Genomic DNA, 15393 nt, shown 5'->3' on the forward strand with positions numbered 1-15393 from the left:
CTATCGCCACCCATCGTTCTGGGATATCGTCGCCAACTGCCTGGGCATCTTTATGTACTGGCTATTCATTCCTGCGTTTAAAAGAACGCCTGTTTTAAGGATTCGATGGGCATTCATGGCTCCTTTGCTGACCCTAAAATGACCCTGGACAGGCTGTTCTCCAATAAGCCGAAAAAATAACCCGGCCGATAAGTAGTTAACCAAATGAAATCGTATTTTCTGACTAAGTGGACAGTCACTCTGCGGCGTTACAACTACGGTCACATAGCTACGGCTATGCTCCCTACGTTGTGCCTTGCATAGTAACTGCCCACTTAGCCAGAAAATACTATTCCATTTGGCCAACTACTTATAATCTTCCTGATTCATCCTCTGCCTGAATGTACTCTGAACTTTTACCCAAAGGCTTTTAGCGGATCTATCGGGAAGCTACCTCCACACTGCTTTTGAGGTTCCTCAGATTTTTTATAGCCTTGGCATGCCCCAGCCTGGCTGCCTTACGGTACCAGCGCTCCGCTTCATCCAGATTTACCCCAAAGCCCATGCCACCAAGCTCAAACAGGATGCCCAGTTTATTCATGGCTGAAGCATTACCCCGCTCAGCCGCTCTGATCAACCAGGGGGCCGCCTCTTGCGGATCTATCGGAAAGCCCTCGTCACCAAATAGATAAAGGCCACCCAGCTTGTTCATGGCGGAATCATTGTCCAGCATGGCCGCCTTCAGGTACCACCGCTCCGCTTCACGCAAATCTACCCCAAAGTCCTCGTCAGCATAGTGATGAAGGTAGCCCAGATGGTACATGGCTGAAGCTATAATGACTGGATCTTTCCCCAGCTCAACCACTTTGAGTAACAAGGTTTTCGCCTGGTGCAGATCTGCCGGAAAGCTCTTGCCACCATACAGATACAGGTAACCCAGGTGATGCATGGCTGTAGCATGTCCCAGCTCAACCGCCTTGAGCCACCAGGATTTTGCCTGGTGCAGATCTTTCTCAAAGCCATTGTCACCCTGGTAATACTGCCAGCCCAGGTTGGTCATGGCTCCAACATCCCCCAGCCCAGCCGCCTTGAGCAACAGGAACTTTCCCTGATCCTGATGATCTGCCGGTAAGCCCTCGCCGCCATCCAGATACAGTAGGGCCAGGTTATTCATGGCGCAGGCATCCCCCAATCCAGCCGCCCGCAGGTACCAGTGCTCCGCTTTGCGCAGATCCACCGCGAAGTCCTTGCCACCATGCTGATACCGGTAGGCCAGGTTATTCATGGCTATAGTATCCCCTAGCTCAGCCGCCTTAAGGTACCAGCTTTCGGCTTTGTTCAGATCGACTGGAAAGCCCTCGCCACCCTTTGCGTAGACGATGCCCAGGCTGCACATGGCTGCAATATCCCCCAGCTCAGCCGCCTTTAGGTACCAGCTCTCGGCTTTGTGCAGATCTATCTCAAAGCCCTCGCCACCAAACTGATACAGGTAGCCCAGATGCCACATGGCGTCAATATCCCCCAACTCAGCCGCCTTGAGATACCAATGCTCCGCTTTGTGCAGATCTACCGGAATGCCCTCACCACCATCTTTGAAAAGCCCCCCCAGGTTTCTCAGACCGATCGGGTCAGATCCGCCCCTTCTGGCCAGCAGCAGGGCCGCATCGAGATGCTTATTGGCAACGGCCAGGGCCAGGGGAGTGTTACCCGCAGTCCGGCCCGCATCCACCTTCGCCCCCCGTTGCAGCAGGGCCTGGATGATCTTGATATCACCCTCCTGTGCCGCGTTGACCATCTGACGCCGCCAGCCCCGGGGCAGGGGCAGTTTTTTCACCACCATATTGTTAATGACTTCCCGTCCGTAAGGGCAGGTCAGATGGTCTTTTGTCCAGCGGGAAAGGCACTTAAAGTGAAACTTATGCCCGCAGGGCCTGGCAATAGCGACGCGCCTGCCCACAAACTTCCGATTTGTGGATGAGTAGAGGCCATCATGGCAGATCGGGCAGATTGGGGGCTCGGTGGGTACAACTGCTGCCCTGGAGGGAACGCTCTTCATGCCAGGTAACACCCTTACGTTTTCAGGATTGCTACTCTGACTGTGTTGATCTCAAAAATATCCCGTACCAGGATCTAAAAATATCAAAAAACAGCTTTGTGGATTTCCTGAATTCCAGAACAAATCAAAATATCGGAAAAGAAGGCGGTTATACGGTTATATCGCACACAATTTTATCGATGCAGGAAGTAGAAACATATTTTGCTGAACCTTTTTTCACTCCCGGGGGGGCAAAATATTGTCACGTGCCATGGGCATTTGGTTAACTACTTACAGTCTGCTGCCTTGGATTCGTCCTCTGGGTGGGCGCGGCCGGGTTCATCAGGAAAGGCTTCATCAAACCCGCGTTTTTTAGCGGGTTGTGGTTCAGAGAGTTTTTCCAGTTTTTCCAGTTTTTTCATGGCCCGGGCATTCCCCAGCCCGGCCGCCTTGAGCAGCCAGGCCCTCGCTTGCTCCAGATCTACCGGAAAATCCGTTCCACCACGCTCATACAGCTCGCTCAGGTTGTACATGGCAGCAGCGTTACCCAGATCAGCCGCCTTGAGCAACCAACACTTCGCCTTTTGCAGATCTGCCGGAAAGTGCTTGTGACCATACAGATATAAGTGGCCCAGGTTGTTCATCGCTGTAGCATCTCCGAGTTCAGCGGATTTGCTGTACAAAAGTTCCGTTTTGTGTGGATCTACCTTAAAGCCCTCGCCACCATGCAGATAACGGCCAGCGAGGATGTTCATGGATGACGAATTCCCCAGCCCGGCCGCCTTGAGCAACAGTTGTTTTCCCCGGCACGGATCTGTCTTAAAGCTCCTGCCACCGCGCAGATACAGGTCACCCAGGTTATTCATGGCGGGAGGATACTCCAGGTGAACCGCCTTCAGGTACCAACGCTCCGCTTCACGCAGATCTACCTCGAAGCCCACGCCACCATGCTGATACAGGTGGCCCAGGGCGTACATGGCGGAAGCATCCCCAAGCCCGGCACCCTTAAGATACCAGTGCTCCGCTGCACGCAGATCTACCTCAAAGCCCTCGCCACCATAGTGATGAAGGTAACCCAGCTGGTGCATGGCTGAAGCTAACATGGCTGGATCTTCCCCCAGCTCAACCGCCTTGAGCCACCAGGATTTCGCCTGGTGCAGATCTTTCTCAAAGCCATTGTTACCGCCGGCATACTGCCAGCCCAGATTGGTCATGGCTTCAGTATCCCCCAGCCCAGCCGCCTTGAACAACAGGGACTTTCCCTGAGCCAGATCTGCCGATAAGCCCTCGCCGCCATCCAGATACAGTAGGGCCAGGTTATTCATGGCGCAGACATCCCCCAATCCAACCGCCTTCAGGTACCAGTGCTCCGCTTTGCGCAGATCTGCCGCGAAGTCCTTGCCACCATCATGATACAGGTAGGCCAGGTTATTCATGGCTGTAATATCCCCCAGCTCAGCCGCCTTAAGGTACCAGCTCTCGGCTTTGTGCAGATCGGCTGCAAAGCCCTCGCCACCATCTGCATAGACGATGCCCAGGCTGCACATGGCTTTCATATCCCCCAGCTCAGCCGCCTTGAGGTACCAGCTCTCGGCTTTGTGCAGATCTATCGAAAAGCCCTCGCCACCAAACTGATACAGGAAGCCCAGATGCCACATGGCGGCAATATCCCCCAACTCAGCCGCCTTGAGATACCAGTGCTCCGCTTTGTGCAGATCTACCGCAATGCCCTCATCACCATGCTTGAAAAGAATCCCCAGATTTCTCAGACTGATCGGGTCGGATCCGCCCCTGCTGGCCAGCAGCAGGGCCGCATCGAGGTGCTTATTGGCAACGGCCAGGGCCAGGGGAGTGTTACCCGCAGTCTGGCCCGCATCCACCTTCGCCCCCCGTTGTAGCAGGGCCTGGATGATCTTGATATCACCCTCCTCTGCCGCGTTGATCATCTGGTTCTTCCAGCCCCGGGGCAGAGGCAGGTTTTTCACCACCATATTTTTAATGACTTCCCGCCCGTAAGGGCAGGTCAGATGGTCTTTTGTCCAGTGGGAAAGGCACTTAAAGTGAAACTTATGCCCGCAGGGCCTGGCAATAGCGACGCGCCTGCCCACAAACTTCCGATTTTTGGGTGAGTAGAGGCCATCATGGCAGATCGGGCAGATTGGGGGCTCGGTGGGTACAACTGCTGCTGCGCTGGAGGGAACGCTGTTCATGCCAGGTAACTCCCTACGTTTTTGGGATTGCTACTCTGACTGTGTTGATCTCAAAAATATCCCGTACCAGGATCTAAAAATATCAAAAAACAGCTTTGTGGATTTCCTGAATTCCAGAACAGGTCAAAATATCCGGAAAGAAGGCGGTTATACGGTTATAACGTACACAATTTTATGGATGCAGGAGGTATATAGATACAGATTCATTCAGGAAAGGCTTCATCAAACCCGCGTTTTTTAGCTGGTTGCGGTTTAGAGGCTTTTTCCAGTTTTTTGATGGCCAGGTCTCTCTTCAACTCAGCCGCCTTGAGCAACAGGCGTTTTCCCTTGTTCCTATGTTCCGGAAAGTTCTCGCCACCACGCAGATACAGGTGACCCAGGCTACTCATGGCCAGAGGCGATCCCAGCTCAATGGCTTTCAGGTACCAGCGCTCCGCTTCAGGCAGATCTATCTCAAAGCCCACGCCACCATACTGATATAGACGACCCATGTTGTACATGGCTAAAACATCCCCCAGCCCGGCCGCCTTCAGGTACCATCGCTCTGCTTCATGCAGATCTACCTCAAAGCCCGCGCCACCAAAATGATTTAGGCGACCCAGCATGTACATGGCTGAAGCTATAATGGCTGGATCTTTCCCCAGCTCAACCACCTTAAGGAACCAGATTTTCGCCTGGTGCAGATCTGCCGGAAAGCCCACATCACCATGCAGATAAAGGTAACTCAGCTGTTTCATGGCTTCAGCACACCCCAGCCCAGCCGCCTTGAGCCACCAGGATTTCGCCTGGTGCAGATCTTTCTCAAAGCCATTGTCACCGTCGGCATACAGACAGCCCAGATTGGACATGGCTACAGCATCCCCCAGCCCAGCCACCTTGAACAACAGGGACTTTCCCTGATCCTGATCTGCCGGTAAGCCCTCGCCGCCCTCCAGATACAGTAGGGCCAGGTTACTCATGGAGCAGATATTCCCCAATCCAACCGCCTTCAGGTACCAGTGCTCCGCTTTGCGCAGATCTACCGCGAAGTCCCTGCCTCCATGATGATACAGGTAGGCCAGGTTATTCATGGCTGTAGTATCCCCCAGCTCAGCCGCCTTTAGGTACCAGCTCTCGGCTTTGTGTGGATCTGCTGGAAAGCCCTCGCCACCATGTGCATACACGATGCCCAGGCTGCGCATGGCTTCAATATCCCCCAGCTCAGCAGCCTTAAGGTACCAGCTCTCGGCCTTGTGCAGATCTATCGAAAAGCCCTCGCCACCAAACTGATACAGGTAACCCAGATGCCACATGGCTTCAATATCCCCCAACTCAGCCGCCTTGAGATACCAATGCTCCGCCTTGTGCAGATCTACCGGAATGCCCTCACCACCATCATGGAACAGCCTTCCCAGGTTGCTCAGACCGATCGGGTCGGATCCTCCCCTTCCGGCCAGCAGCAGGGCTGCATCGAGGTGCTTATTGGCAACGGCCAGGGCCAGGGGAGTTTTACCCGCAGTTCGGCCCGCATCCACCTTCGCCCCACGTTGCAGCAGGGCCTGGATGATCTTGATATCACCCTCCTCTGCCGCGTTGATCATCTGGTTCTTCCAGCCCCGGGGCAGGGGCAGGTTTTTCACCACCATATTGTTAATGACTTCTTGCCCGTGAGGGCAGGTCAGATGGTCTTTTGTCCAGCGGGAAAGGCACTTAAAGTGAAACTTATGCCCGCAGGGTCTGGCAATAGCGACGCGCCTGCCCACAAACTTCCGATTTTTGGGTGAGTAGAGGCCATCATGGCAGATCGGGCAGATTGGGGGCTCGGTGGGTACAACAACTGCTGCACTGGAGGGCACGCTGTTCACGCCAGGTAACTCCCTTACGTTTTTGGGATTGTTACTCTGACTGTGTTGATCTCAAAAATATCCCGTACCAGGATCTAAAAATATCAAAAAACAGCTTTGTGGATTTCCTGAATTCCAGAACAGGTCAAAATATCCGAAAAGAAGGCGGTTATACGGCAATGGCACTGACTTAAGCGTGAAAGCCTTGCCATCGTTAGTTAAAAGACTTTCACCACAAAGGCACAGAGACACAAAGGAAGAAAATAGAAATCTTTTCTTTGTGTCTCTGTGCCTTTGTGGTTCAAATTCAAATCTATCAACCTATATCAATACCCCTATTTACGGGGCTTTTAAGCTTAAGTCAGTGCCATTGGGTTATACGGTTATAACGTACACAATTTTATGGATGCAGGAGGTATAGAGATACAGATTCATTCAGGAAAGGCTTGATCAAACCCGCGTTTTTTAGCGGGTTGTGGTTTAGAGACTTTTTCCAGTTTTTTGATGGCCAGGTCATTCCCTAACTCAGCCGCCTTGAGCAACCAGGCCTTCGCCTGGTCCAGATCTACCGGGAAGTCCGCCCCACCATGCTCATACAGATGACTCAGGTGGAACATGGCCCAGGCGTTACCCAGGTCAGCCGCCTTGAGCAACCAGAACTTCGCCTGCTGCAGATCCACCTGAAAGTGTTTGCGACCATACAGATATAACCAGCCCAGGTTGCTCATGGCTGAAACATATCCGAGCTCAGCGGCCTTGAGGAAAAAATGTTTTGCTTTGTGCGGATCTGCCTCAAAGCCCACGTCACCAAGCAAATAACGGTTGCCGAGGGTGTTCATGGCTGGCGCATTTCCTAGCTCAGCCGCCTTGAGCAACAGGCGTTTTCCCTTGTGCCGGTCTGCCGGAAAGTTCTTGCCACCACCCAGATACAGGTTACCCAGTTTACTCATGGCCAGAGGAGACCCCAGCTCAATGGCTTTCAGGTACAAGCGCTCCGCTTCACGCAGATCTAACCGAAAGTCCTGGTCAGCATAGTTATGAAGGTAGCCCAGATGGTTCATGGCTGAAGCTATAATGTCTGGATCTTCCCCCAGCTCAACCACCTTGAGCAACCAGATTTTCGCCTGGTGCAGATCTGCCGGAAAGCTCTCGCCACCATGCAGATACAGGTAACCCAGGTTATACATGGCGTGAGCATCTCCCAGCTCAACCATCTTGAGCCACCAGGATTTCGCCTGGTGCAGATCTTTCTCAAAGCCATTGTTACCCTTGAAATACTGCCAGCCCAGACAGGTCATGGCTCCAACATCCCCCATTCCAGCCGCCTTGAACAACAGGAACTTTCCCTGATCCTGATCTGCCGGTAAGCCCTCGCCGCCATCCAGATACAGTATGGCCAGGTTAGTCATGGCGCAGGCATCCCCCAATCCAGCCGCCTCACGGTACCAGTGCTCCGCTTTGCGCAGATCTACCGCGAAGTCCTTGCCACCATCATGATACAGGCAGCCCAGGTTGTTCATGGCTATAATATCCCCCAGCTCAGCCGCCTTAAGGTACCAGCTCTCGGCTTTGTGCAGATCGGCTGGAAAGCCCTCGCCACCATTTGCAAAGACGATGCCCAGTCTGCACATGGCTGCAATATCCCCCAGCTCAGCCGCCTTAAGGTACCAGCTCTCGGCTTGGTGCAGATCTACCGGAAAGCCCTTGCCACCATGCTGATACAGGTGGCCCAGCTGCCACATGGCGGCAATATCCCCCAACTCAGCCGCCTTGAGGTACCAGTGCTCCGCTTTGTGCAGATCTACCGGAATGCCCTCACCACCATCCTGGAAAAGACACCCCAGGTTGCTCAGACCGATCGGGTCGGATCCACCCCTTCTGGCCAGCAGCAGGGCGGCATCGAGGTGCTTATTGGCAGCGGCCCAGGCCAGGGGGGTTTTTCCTGAAGTCCGGCCCGCATCGACTTTTGCTCCCCGTTGCAGCAGGGTCTGGATGATCTTGAGATCACCCTCCTTTGCCGCGTTGACCATTTGACGCCGCCAGCCACGGGGCAGGGGCAGGTTTTTCACCACCATATTGTTAATGACTTCCCGCCCGTAAGGGCAGGTCAGATGGTCTTTGGTCCAGCGGGAAAGGCACTTAAAGTGAAACTTATGCCCGCAGGGCCTGGCAATAGCGACGTGCCTGCCCACAAACTTCCGATTTTTGGATGAGTAGAGGCTATCATGGCAGATCGGGCAGATTGGGGGCTCGGTGGGTACAACAACTGCAGCTGCACTGGAGGGAACGCTGTTCATGCCAGGTAACTCCCTTACGTTTTGGGATTGTTACTCTGACTGTGTTGATCTCAAAAATATCCCGTACCAGGTTCTGAAAATATCAAAAAACAGCTTTGTGGATTTCCTGAATTCCAGAACAGGTCAAAATATCCGAAAAGAAGGCGGTTATACGGTTATAACGTACACAATTTTATGGATGCAGGAAGTATAGAGATACAAATTTATTGTCGTTTAAATCGACGTGAACTTTAACAGGCCAGCACTGGTTAGGAGCTGTCCTGAAATAACTCTGGACAGCCTCCCGGGGGACGCAAAATATTGTCACGTACCATGGGCATTTGGTGGATCTATCGGGTAGCCTTCTCTACCATCGTTTTATACCCGTTAAGTAGTTGGCCAAATGGAATCGTATATTTCTGGCTAAGTGGGCAGTTACTATGCAAGGCGCAACGTAGGGAGCATAGCCGTAGCTATGTGACCGGAGTTGCAACGCCGCAGAGTGACTGCCCACTTAGTCAGAAATATATGATTTCATTTGGTTAACTACTTACTGTCTGATGCCGTGGATTCGCCCTTTGGGTGGGCGCGGCCGGGTTCATCAGGAAAGGCTTCATCAAACCCGCGTTTTTTAGCTGGTAGCGGTTTAGAGAGTTTTTCCAGTTTTTTCATGGCCAGGTCATTCCCCAACTCAGCAGCCTTGAGCAACCAGGCCTTCGCCTGGTCCAGATCTACCGGGAAGTCCGCCCCACCATGCTCATACAGATGACTCAGGTGGAACATGGCCGCAGCGTTACCCAGATCAGCCGCCTTGAGCAACCAACACTTCGCCCGTTGCAGATCCACTGGAAAGCGTTTGCGACCATACAGATATAAGCAGCCCAGGTTGCTCATGGCTGAAACATGTCCCAGCTCAGCGGCCTTGAGGTACAAATTTTCCGCTTTGTGTGGGTCTGCCTCAAAGCCTTCGCCACCATTCGCATAACGGTTGCCGAGGATGTTCATGGATTGCGTAATCCCCAGCCCAGAGGCCCTGAGCAACAGGCGCTTTCCCAGATATGGATTTGCCTCAAAGCCCCTGTCACCGCGCAGATACAGTTCACCCAGGTTATTCATGGCCCGGGGATACCCCAGTCCAATCGCCTTCAGGTACCATCGCTCGGCTTCACGCAAATCTACCTCAAAACCCACGCCACCATGCTGATAGAGGCACCCCAGGTTGTACATGGCGGTGGCACAGCCCTGCCCGGCCGCCTTGAACAACAGGAACTTTCCCTGGTCCGGATCTGCCTTAAAGCCCTCGCGACCATGCTGATAAAGGTGACCCAGGTTGTTCATGGCAAAAGTATGCCCCAGTTCAGCCGCCTTAAGGTACCAACGCTCCGCTTTACGCAGATCTACCGCAATGCCCTCGCCACCATTCTGATACAGGCAGCCCAGGCTGTACATGGCGGAAGCGTCCCCCAGCTCAGCCGCCTTAAGGTACCATTGCTCCGCTTTGCACAGATCTAACGGAATGCCCTCGCCGCCAAGCCGGTACAGATACCCCAGCTTTCTCAGGCCGATTGGGTCGGACCCTCCCCGGTTGGCCAGCAGCAGGGCAACATCGAGGTGCTTATTGATAGCGGCCAGGGTTAGTGGTGTTTTGCCTGGGCTCTGGCCCGCATCCACGTCCGCACCCCGGTTCAGCAGGGCCCGGATGATCCCGATATCGCCTTTCTTTGCCGCCTTGACCATCTGCTGCTTCCAGCCCCTGGGCAAGGTCAGGTTTTCCAGCACCACACTCTCAATGGCCCCTCGCCCGCAGGGGCACTTCAGATGAGCTTCTGTCCAGCGGGTAAGGCAGTTAAGGTGGAATTTATGCCCGCAGGGCCTGGCTATGGCGACGTGCCTGCCCGCAAACTCTGGCTTTTCAGGTCGGTAGAGGTCATCGTGGCAGATCGGGCAGTCAGAGGGGGCGGTGGGTATGGCTACAGTCGCACTGGATGGAACGCTGTTCATGTAAGGGGCTTCGTTACATTGCTAAGTCCGTTACTCAGACCGGGTAGCCCCCAAAAATATCCGTTACCAGGCTCTGAAAATCTTAACGATCATCAACGGGTCACATCTCTGCCGGGAATCATTGAAGCTTTGTGATTAACGCTCATAGCTGATCTGGAAGACCTCGCTATCATCCTTTTATGCCTTCAGCCCCGGATTCGCCTTACGGGCAGGCGTGGCCGGGTTCATCAGGAAAGGGTTCATCAAGCCCGCGTTTTTTAGCGGGTTGCGGTTTAGAGAGTTCTTCCAGTTTTTTCATGGCCCGGGCATTCCTCAATTCAGCCGCCTTCTGGTACCAGCTCTGCGCTTTGCCGGGATCTGCCGGAAAGTCCACTCTACCATACTCATACAGCTGGCCCAGGTGGTACATGGCGACAGCATCACCCAGCCCGGCCGCCTTGAGCAACAGGCGTTTTCCCTCGTACGGATTTGCCGGAAAGTCTTTGCCACCGCGCAGATACAGGACACCCAAATTGTTCATGGCCGCAGAACGCCCCCGCCTGATCGCCTGCAGATACCAGTGCTCCGCTTTGCGCAGATCTATCTTAAAGCCCACGCCACCATGGTGATACAGGTTGCCAAGGTTGTACATGGCTGAAACACTCCCCAGCCCGGCTGCCTTGAACAACAGGAACGTTCCCCGGTCCGGATCTGCCTCAAAGCCCTCGCCACCATACTGATACAGGTAACCCAGATTGCTCATGCCCGTGACATTGCCCAGCCCAACCAGCTTCAGGTACCAGTGCTCCGCTTTACGCAGATCTACCTTAAAACCCTCGCCACCAAGATGATACAGGTGAGCCAGGTTACACATGGCAAAAGCATCCCCCAGCTCGGCCGCCTTAAGGAACCAGCGCTCAGCTTCGTGCAGATCGACCGGAACACCCTCGCAACCCAACCGGTACAGAAACCCCAGTTGTCTCAGACCGATCAGGTCGGACCCACCCAGGTCGGCCAGTAGCAGGGCAACATCGAGGTGCTTATTGGTAGCGGCCAGGGCCAGTGGTGTTTTACCCGGGCTCTGGCCCGCATCCACGTCCGCACCCAGGTTCAGCAGAACCCGGATGATCCCGATATCGCCTTGTTTTGCCGCATTGGTCATCTGCTGCTGCCAGTCCCTGGGCAAGGTCCGGTTTTCCAACACCATATCCTCAATGGCCCTTCGCCCGTAAGGGCACTCAAGATGATCCTTTCTCCAGCGATCAAGGCAGTTAAAGTGGAATTTATGCCCGCAGGGCCTGGCTGTGGCGACGTACCTGCCCGCAAACTCGGGATTTTCAGGTCGGTAGAGATCATCGTGGCAGATCGGGCAGTTTGGGGGGGCAGTGGGTATGACTGCTGCAATGGACGAAACACGGTTCATCTAAGGTACCCCTTGCGTGTTTGGGTTGATTACTCAGACCGGGTAGCCCCCAAAAATATCCATTACCAGGCTCTGAAAATCTCAATGATCATCAACGGGGCACATCTCTGCCGGGAATAATTGCAGCTTTGTGATTAACGCTTGTAGCTGATCTGTCGGGAAGCCCTCGTTAACACCGTTTTGTGCCTCCAGCCCCGGATTCGCCTTCCGGCCAGGCGTGGCCGGGTTCATCAGGAAAGGCTTCATCAAACCCGCGTTTTTTAGCGGGTTGCGGTTCAGGGAGTTTTTTCAGGTTTCTCATGGCCGAGGCATCTCCCAGCCCAGCCGCCTTGCGAAACAAGGCTCTTGCCTGGGGCAGATCTACCTCAAAGCCCTCGCCACCATCCCTGTAAAGGCAGCCCAGGTTGTTCATGGCTGAAGCGTTCCCCAGCGCGACCGCCTTGAGCAACAAGCGTTTCCCTTGCTCCGGATTCGCTGGCAAGCCCTCGCCACCGTACAAATACAGGAGGCCCAGGTTGTTCATGGCCACAGAATACTCCAGCCGAACCGCTTCCAGGTACCAGTGCTCCGCTTTGCCCAGATCTACCGCAAAGTCCTTGCTGCCATGCTCATACAGGTAGCCCAGGTTGTTCATAGCCATAACATCCCCCAGCTCAGCGGCATTTAGGTACCAACGTTCAGCTTCATGCAGATCTACCTCAAAGCCCACGCCACCATGCTGATACAGTAAGCCCAGGTTATACATGGCTGACTCATCATCCAGCCCGGCCGCCTTGAACAACAGGAACTTCCCTTGCTCCGGATTTGCTGGCAAGCCCTTGCCACCTTCCAAATACAGGAACCCCAGGTTGTTCATGGCACCAGTATGCCCATGCTCAATCGCCTTTAAGTACCAGAGCTCAGCTTCGTGTAGATTGACCGGAAAGTCCTTGCCACCATGCTCATTCAGGTAGCCCAGGTTGTACATGGATATGGCATCATCCAGTCTGGCCGCTTTAATGTACCATCGTTCTGCCTCACGGAGATCTACCGGAAAGTCCGCTCCACCTTGCTCATAGAGTTCGCCCAGGTTGTACATGGCAACAGTGTTATCCAGATCAGCCGCCTTTTGCAGCCAGTATTTTGCCTTGTGCAGATCTGCCGGAAAGCCCTCGCCACCATTGTTATACAGGAGGCCCAGGTTGTTCATGGCTAAGTCATTCCCCAGCATGGCCGCCTTCATATACCAGCGCTCCGTTTCATGCAGATCTACCTCAATGCCCTCGCCACCATCCTGGAACAGATCCCCCAGCTTGCACAGACCGATCGGGTCGGGGCCTCCCCTGCTGGCCAGCAGCAGGGCAACCTCAAGATGCTTGTTGGTAGCGGCCCAGATCAGGGGGGTAGGCTCACCTGGCTGGCCTGCACCCACGTCCGCCCCCCGGTTCAGCAGGGCGCGGATGGTCCTGATATCGCCCTCCTGTGCTGCCGTGATCATCTGTTGCCGCCAGTCCGGGGGCAGGGTGAGGATTTCCACCTCTACATTCTCAATGACTCTGCGCCCCACGGGGCACGTCAGGTGATCATCGGTCCAGGGGGTAAGGCAGTTAAGGTGGAATTTATGCCCGCAAGGCCTGGCTATGGTGACTTGCCTGCCCGCAAATTCCGGGTCTTCAGGTCGGTAGAGATCATCGTGGCATATCGGGCAGATTGCATTCTCAGCGGGTATGGCTTCTGCCGGACTGGAGGGAACGCTGTCCATGTAAGAGGCTTTTTCACTTACGTTTTCTGGGTTGGTTACTCAGACCGGGTAAACGCCAAAAAGATCCAATAACCAAGCGCTAAAAATTCAAAAAAAAGATCTACAGTATACAATATCTGTCGTGTTTCCAGCGACGGTGATGAGCATGAAGATTTGTACCTTGAGAAAAGACGACGATCACCAACTAAAGCGCCAATCCTCAGCGCAATAGGGCGTCAGAAACACAGGAGGCCGAATACTCTTCAGATCTGAGGCTGTTCAGGCGAGGCAGGATATGATGGTCAAAAACACAGTGGCCGCCGCCTTCTCCCTGGTTCTTAAGGAGCTGTCCTGAAATAATTTCGACATTTTGAACTCGATCTCCGTTCATCCTGAGCTTGTCGAAGGATGACTGGCACAATACATGAGGCCGGAGTTCGGCGGACTCAAGGGTTGTCCTGGCATCCCGGGCATCCAGTCTGGCCAGCAGGTCCCCCTGTTTGACGTGATCACCTTCTTTTACGCGGATCTCTGTCAGCAACCCTCCCACACGAAAGGCAAGATTGGCTCGTTCAGCGGAACGGACCACACCATTAAAGCTGAGTTCATCACTGACACTGCTGCTTACTATTTCAGTCAGGGCAGGTTGGATAACGACAGGTTTGGTTTGAGTAACGTCTTCTTTACCACACCCTCCAGGCAGGAGTGATGCCAGGGCAATACCAGCGGCCAGTCTGGTGACTTTTATTGATGCCAACCGAATAAAGCAGAATATTTTTCACGGCAAAAGAAATTGCTTATGGCCTTATGTAGTCCAAAGCAATCTTACCAAAACTGAAATAACGACAAAAAGCCATCTAGGCTCCCAGTGTATGCCTTTGTTTTTTACTCATACGACAATGGCACTCAATGTATAACCGAGACAACATCTATGGAGTAAATTGTGCAGCCATTTTCTTCAACTCATGCACCACTGATCGATGTAACCAGTAATCCCTACCGTGACGAACCAGCAAAAAGCAACCCCACCGGTACATTAGGAAAGTTTGCCGTTGCCGTCCAGTCAGGAGTTACCTCCTTCTTCAGATCTCTCTCTCCAAATTATGTTCCTGAACATCAACGACACATCAGCCAGCCAACGGCCCCGGTTGCCAGCACTGTGCCTGCTGACCATAAAAACGACAAAACAAGCCTGGCGGATAATGTCGTCCAGGGGGTTGGGCTGGCCAGCAAGGCACTTTCCTGCTGGGTACCCAATGCCAGTGCAGTGGGCGATGCGATAGGAACCATCTGTTCTTCCATTTTCCTGGCAAATAGACTGGATGATATGGCTGTTTCGGGAAAGTCGGGAAAGCCGGGTAAAGAGCCAACCATCGGTTCAGAAAATGTGTCAAAAGACCCTTCGCAAAAGGTCACTGATAAAAAACAGGAAGATGAAAAGCCGGGCAAGTCGGTAACCGCTTCGGGCACAACAAACCGTGTATCAGGTCCGGCCATGGCAACCGTCACCCTGATGGCGATGGATCGGCTGGCGGGGGCTGCGGCCCAGGAGTCTTCACCAAGAAGTTCGATCAGTTCGACAAGCTCGACAGGGGAAAGTCAAATAAAAGAGAACAGTTCATCTATCCCCACAACGCCGTTACCGTCCATCAATGCCACGAACACTACCACAACACCATCGGCTGGAACCTTCTGTCACTGGGACAGTCCCTGGTCTGTCCTGGGTTTCAGCCTGAGTACCGCTGTCATGATTGTCACGATCGCTGGAGGCGTTGGTCTATACGCTCTCAGTCAATACTATCATCGTCGGGACGAGGCACAGCAACAAGCGGACCCTGAAATACCGTTGGAACCCTTAAATCAGCAGGCCAATAACTGATCGAGCCCATTTATGCAGGTTATGCTGCCCGCATGGTGTGAAATAATCTTTGTAGCGAATCTGTACGA

General features: G+C 53.7%; 9 protein-coding genes. 1 reads left to right on the top strand and 8 read right to left on the bottom strand.

Going from position 1 to position 15393, the window contains the following annotated elements; translation table 11 throughout:
- Nucleotides 1–418: 418 nt before the first annotated feature.
- From CX664_RS17950 to CX664_RS27550, 8 genes are all read right to left on the bottom strand, one after another.
- Nucleotides 419–2035: an RING finger domain-containing protein gene (locus tag CX664_RS17950; RefSeq protein WP_101748056.1), complete on the bottom strand. Its 1617-nt coding sequence runs from the start codon at nt 2033–2035 to the stop codon at nt 419–421.
- Nucleotides 2036–2301: 266 nt separating this feature from the next.
- Nucleotides 2302–4224 carry an RING finger domain-containing protein gene (locus tag CX664_RS17955; protein WP_101748057.1) on the bottom strand — a complete coding sequence of 641 codons (1923 nt, stop codon included), beginning with the start codon at nt 4222–4224 and terminating at the stop codon, nt 2302–2304.
- Between the two features lie 203 nt (nt 4225–4427).
- Entirely contained in the window at nt 4428–6068 is a 1641-nt protein-coding gene (locus tag CX664_RS17960; RefSeq protein ID WP_101748058.1) for an RING finger domain-containing protein, read from the bottom strand.
- 410 nt (nt 6069–6478) lie between these two features.
- Nucleotides 6479–8344: an RING finger domain-containing protein gene (locus CX664_RS17965; RefSeq protein WP_101748059.1), complete on the bottom strand. Its 1866-nt coding sequence runs from the start codon at nt 8342–8344 to the stop codon at nt 6479–6481.
- Between the two features lie 525 nt (nt 8345–8869).
- Nucleotides 8870–10324, bottom strand: coding sequence for an RING finger domain-containing protein (locus tag CX664_RS17975; RefSeq protein WP_101748061.1), 1455 nt, complete (start codon nt 10322–10324; stop codon nt 8870–8872).
- 202 nt (nt 10325–10526) lie between these two features.
- On the bottom strand, nt 10527–11726 hold the full coding sequence (locus CX664_RS17980) for an RING finger domain-containing protein (RefSeq protein ID WP_101748062.1): 1200 nt from the start codon (nt 11724–11726) through the stop codon (nt 10527–10529).
- A gap of 169 nt (nt 11727–11895) precedes the next feature.
- The gene (locus CX664_RS17985) at nt 11896–13467 is read right to left on the bottom strand and encodes an SEL1-like repeat protein (protein WP_101748063.1); all 1572 of its coding nucleotides are present in this window, start codon (nt 13465–13467) and stop codon (nt 11896–11898) included.
- Nucleotides 13468–13666: 199 nt separating this feature from the next.
- Complete coding sequence (locus CX664_RS27550; RefSeq protein WP_241693511.1) at nt 13667–14203, bottom strand: efflux RND transporter periplasmic adaptor subunit; 537 nt, start codon at nt 14201–14203, stop codon at nt 13667–13669.
- Between the two features lie 186 nt (nt 14204–14389).
- Here CX664_RS27550 and CX664_RS17995 point away from each other — a divergent pair, with 186 nt between their 5' ends.
- Nucleotides 14390–15325, top strand: coding sequence for a hypothetical protein (locus CX664_RS17995; RefSeq protein WP_101748064.1), 936 nt, complete (start codon nt 14390–14392; stop codon nt 15323–15325).
- The last annotated feature ends 68 nt before the right edge of the window (nt 15326–15393 follow it).

It is taken from the genome of Endozoicomonas acroporae, assembly GCF_002864045.1.
GTDB lineage: Bacteria > Pseudomonadota > Gammaproteobacteria > Pseudomonadales > Endozoicomonadaceae > Endozoicomonas > Endozoicomonas acroporae.

Coding starts and splice junctions, on each gene's coding strand:
- CX664_RS17950 (WP_101748056.1), bottom strand. CDS start 2,035: ATGAAGAGCGTTCCCTCCAGGGCAGCAGTTGTACCCACCGAGCCCCCA.
- CX664_RS17955 (WP_101748057.1), bottom strand. CDS start 4,224: ATGAACAGCGTTCCCTCCAGCGCAGCAGCAGTTGTACCCACCGAGCCC.
- CX664_RS17965 (WP_101748059.1), bottom strand. CDS start 8,344: ATGAACAGCGTTCCCTCCAGTGCAGCTGCAGTTGTTGTACCCACCGAG.
- CX664_RS17975 (WP_101748061.1), bottom strand. CDS start 10,324: ATGAACAGCGTTCCATCCAGTGCGACTGTAGCCATACCCACCGCCCCC.
- CX664_RS17980 (WP_101748062.1), bottom strand. CDS start 11,726: ATGAACCGTGTTTCGTCCATTGCAGCAGTCATACCCACTGCCCCCCCA.
- CX664_RS17985 (WP_101748063.1), bottom strand. CDS start 13,467: ATGGACAGCGTTCCCTCCAGTCCGGCAGAAGCCATACCCGCTGAGAAT.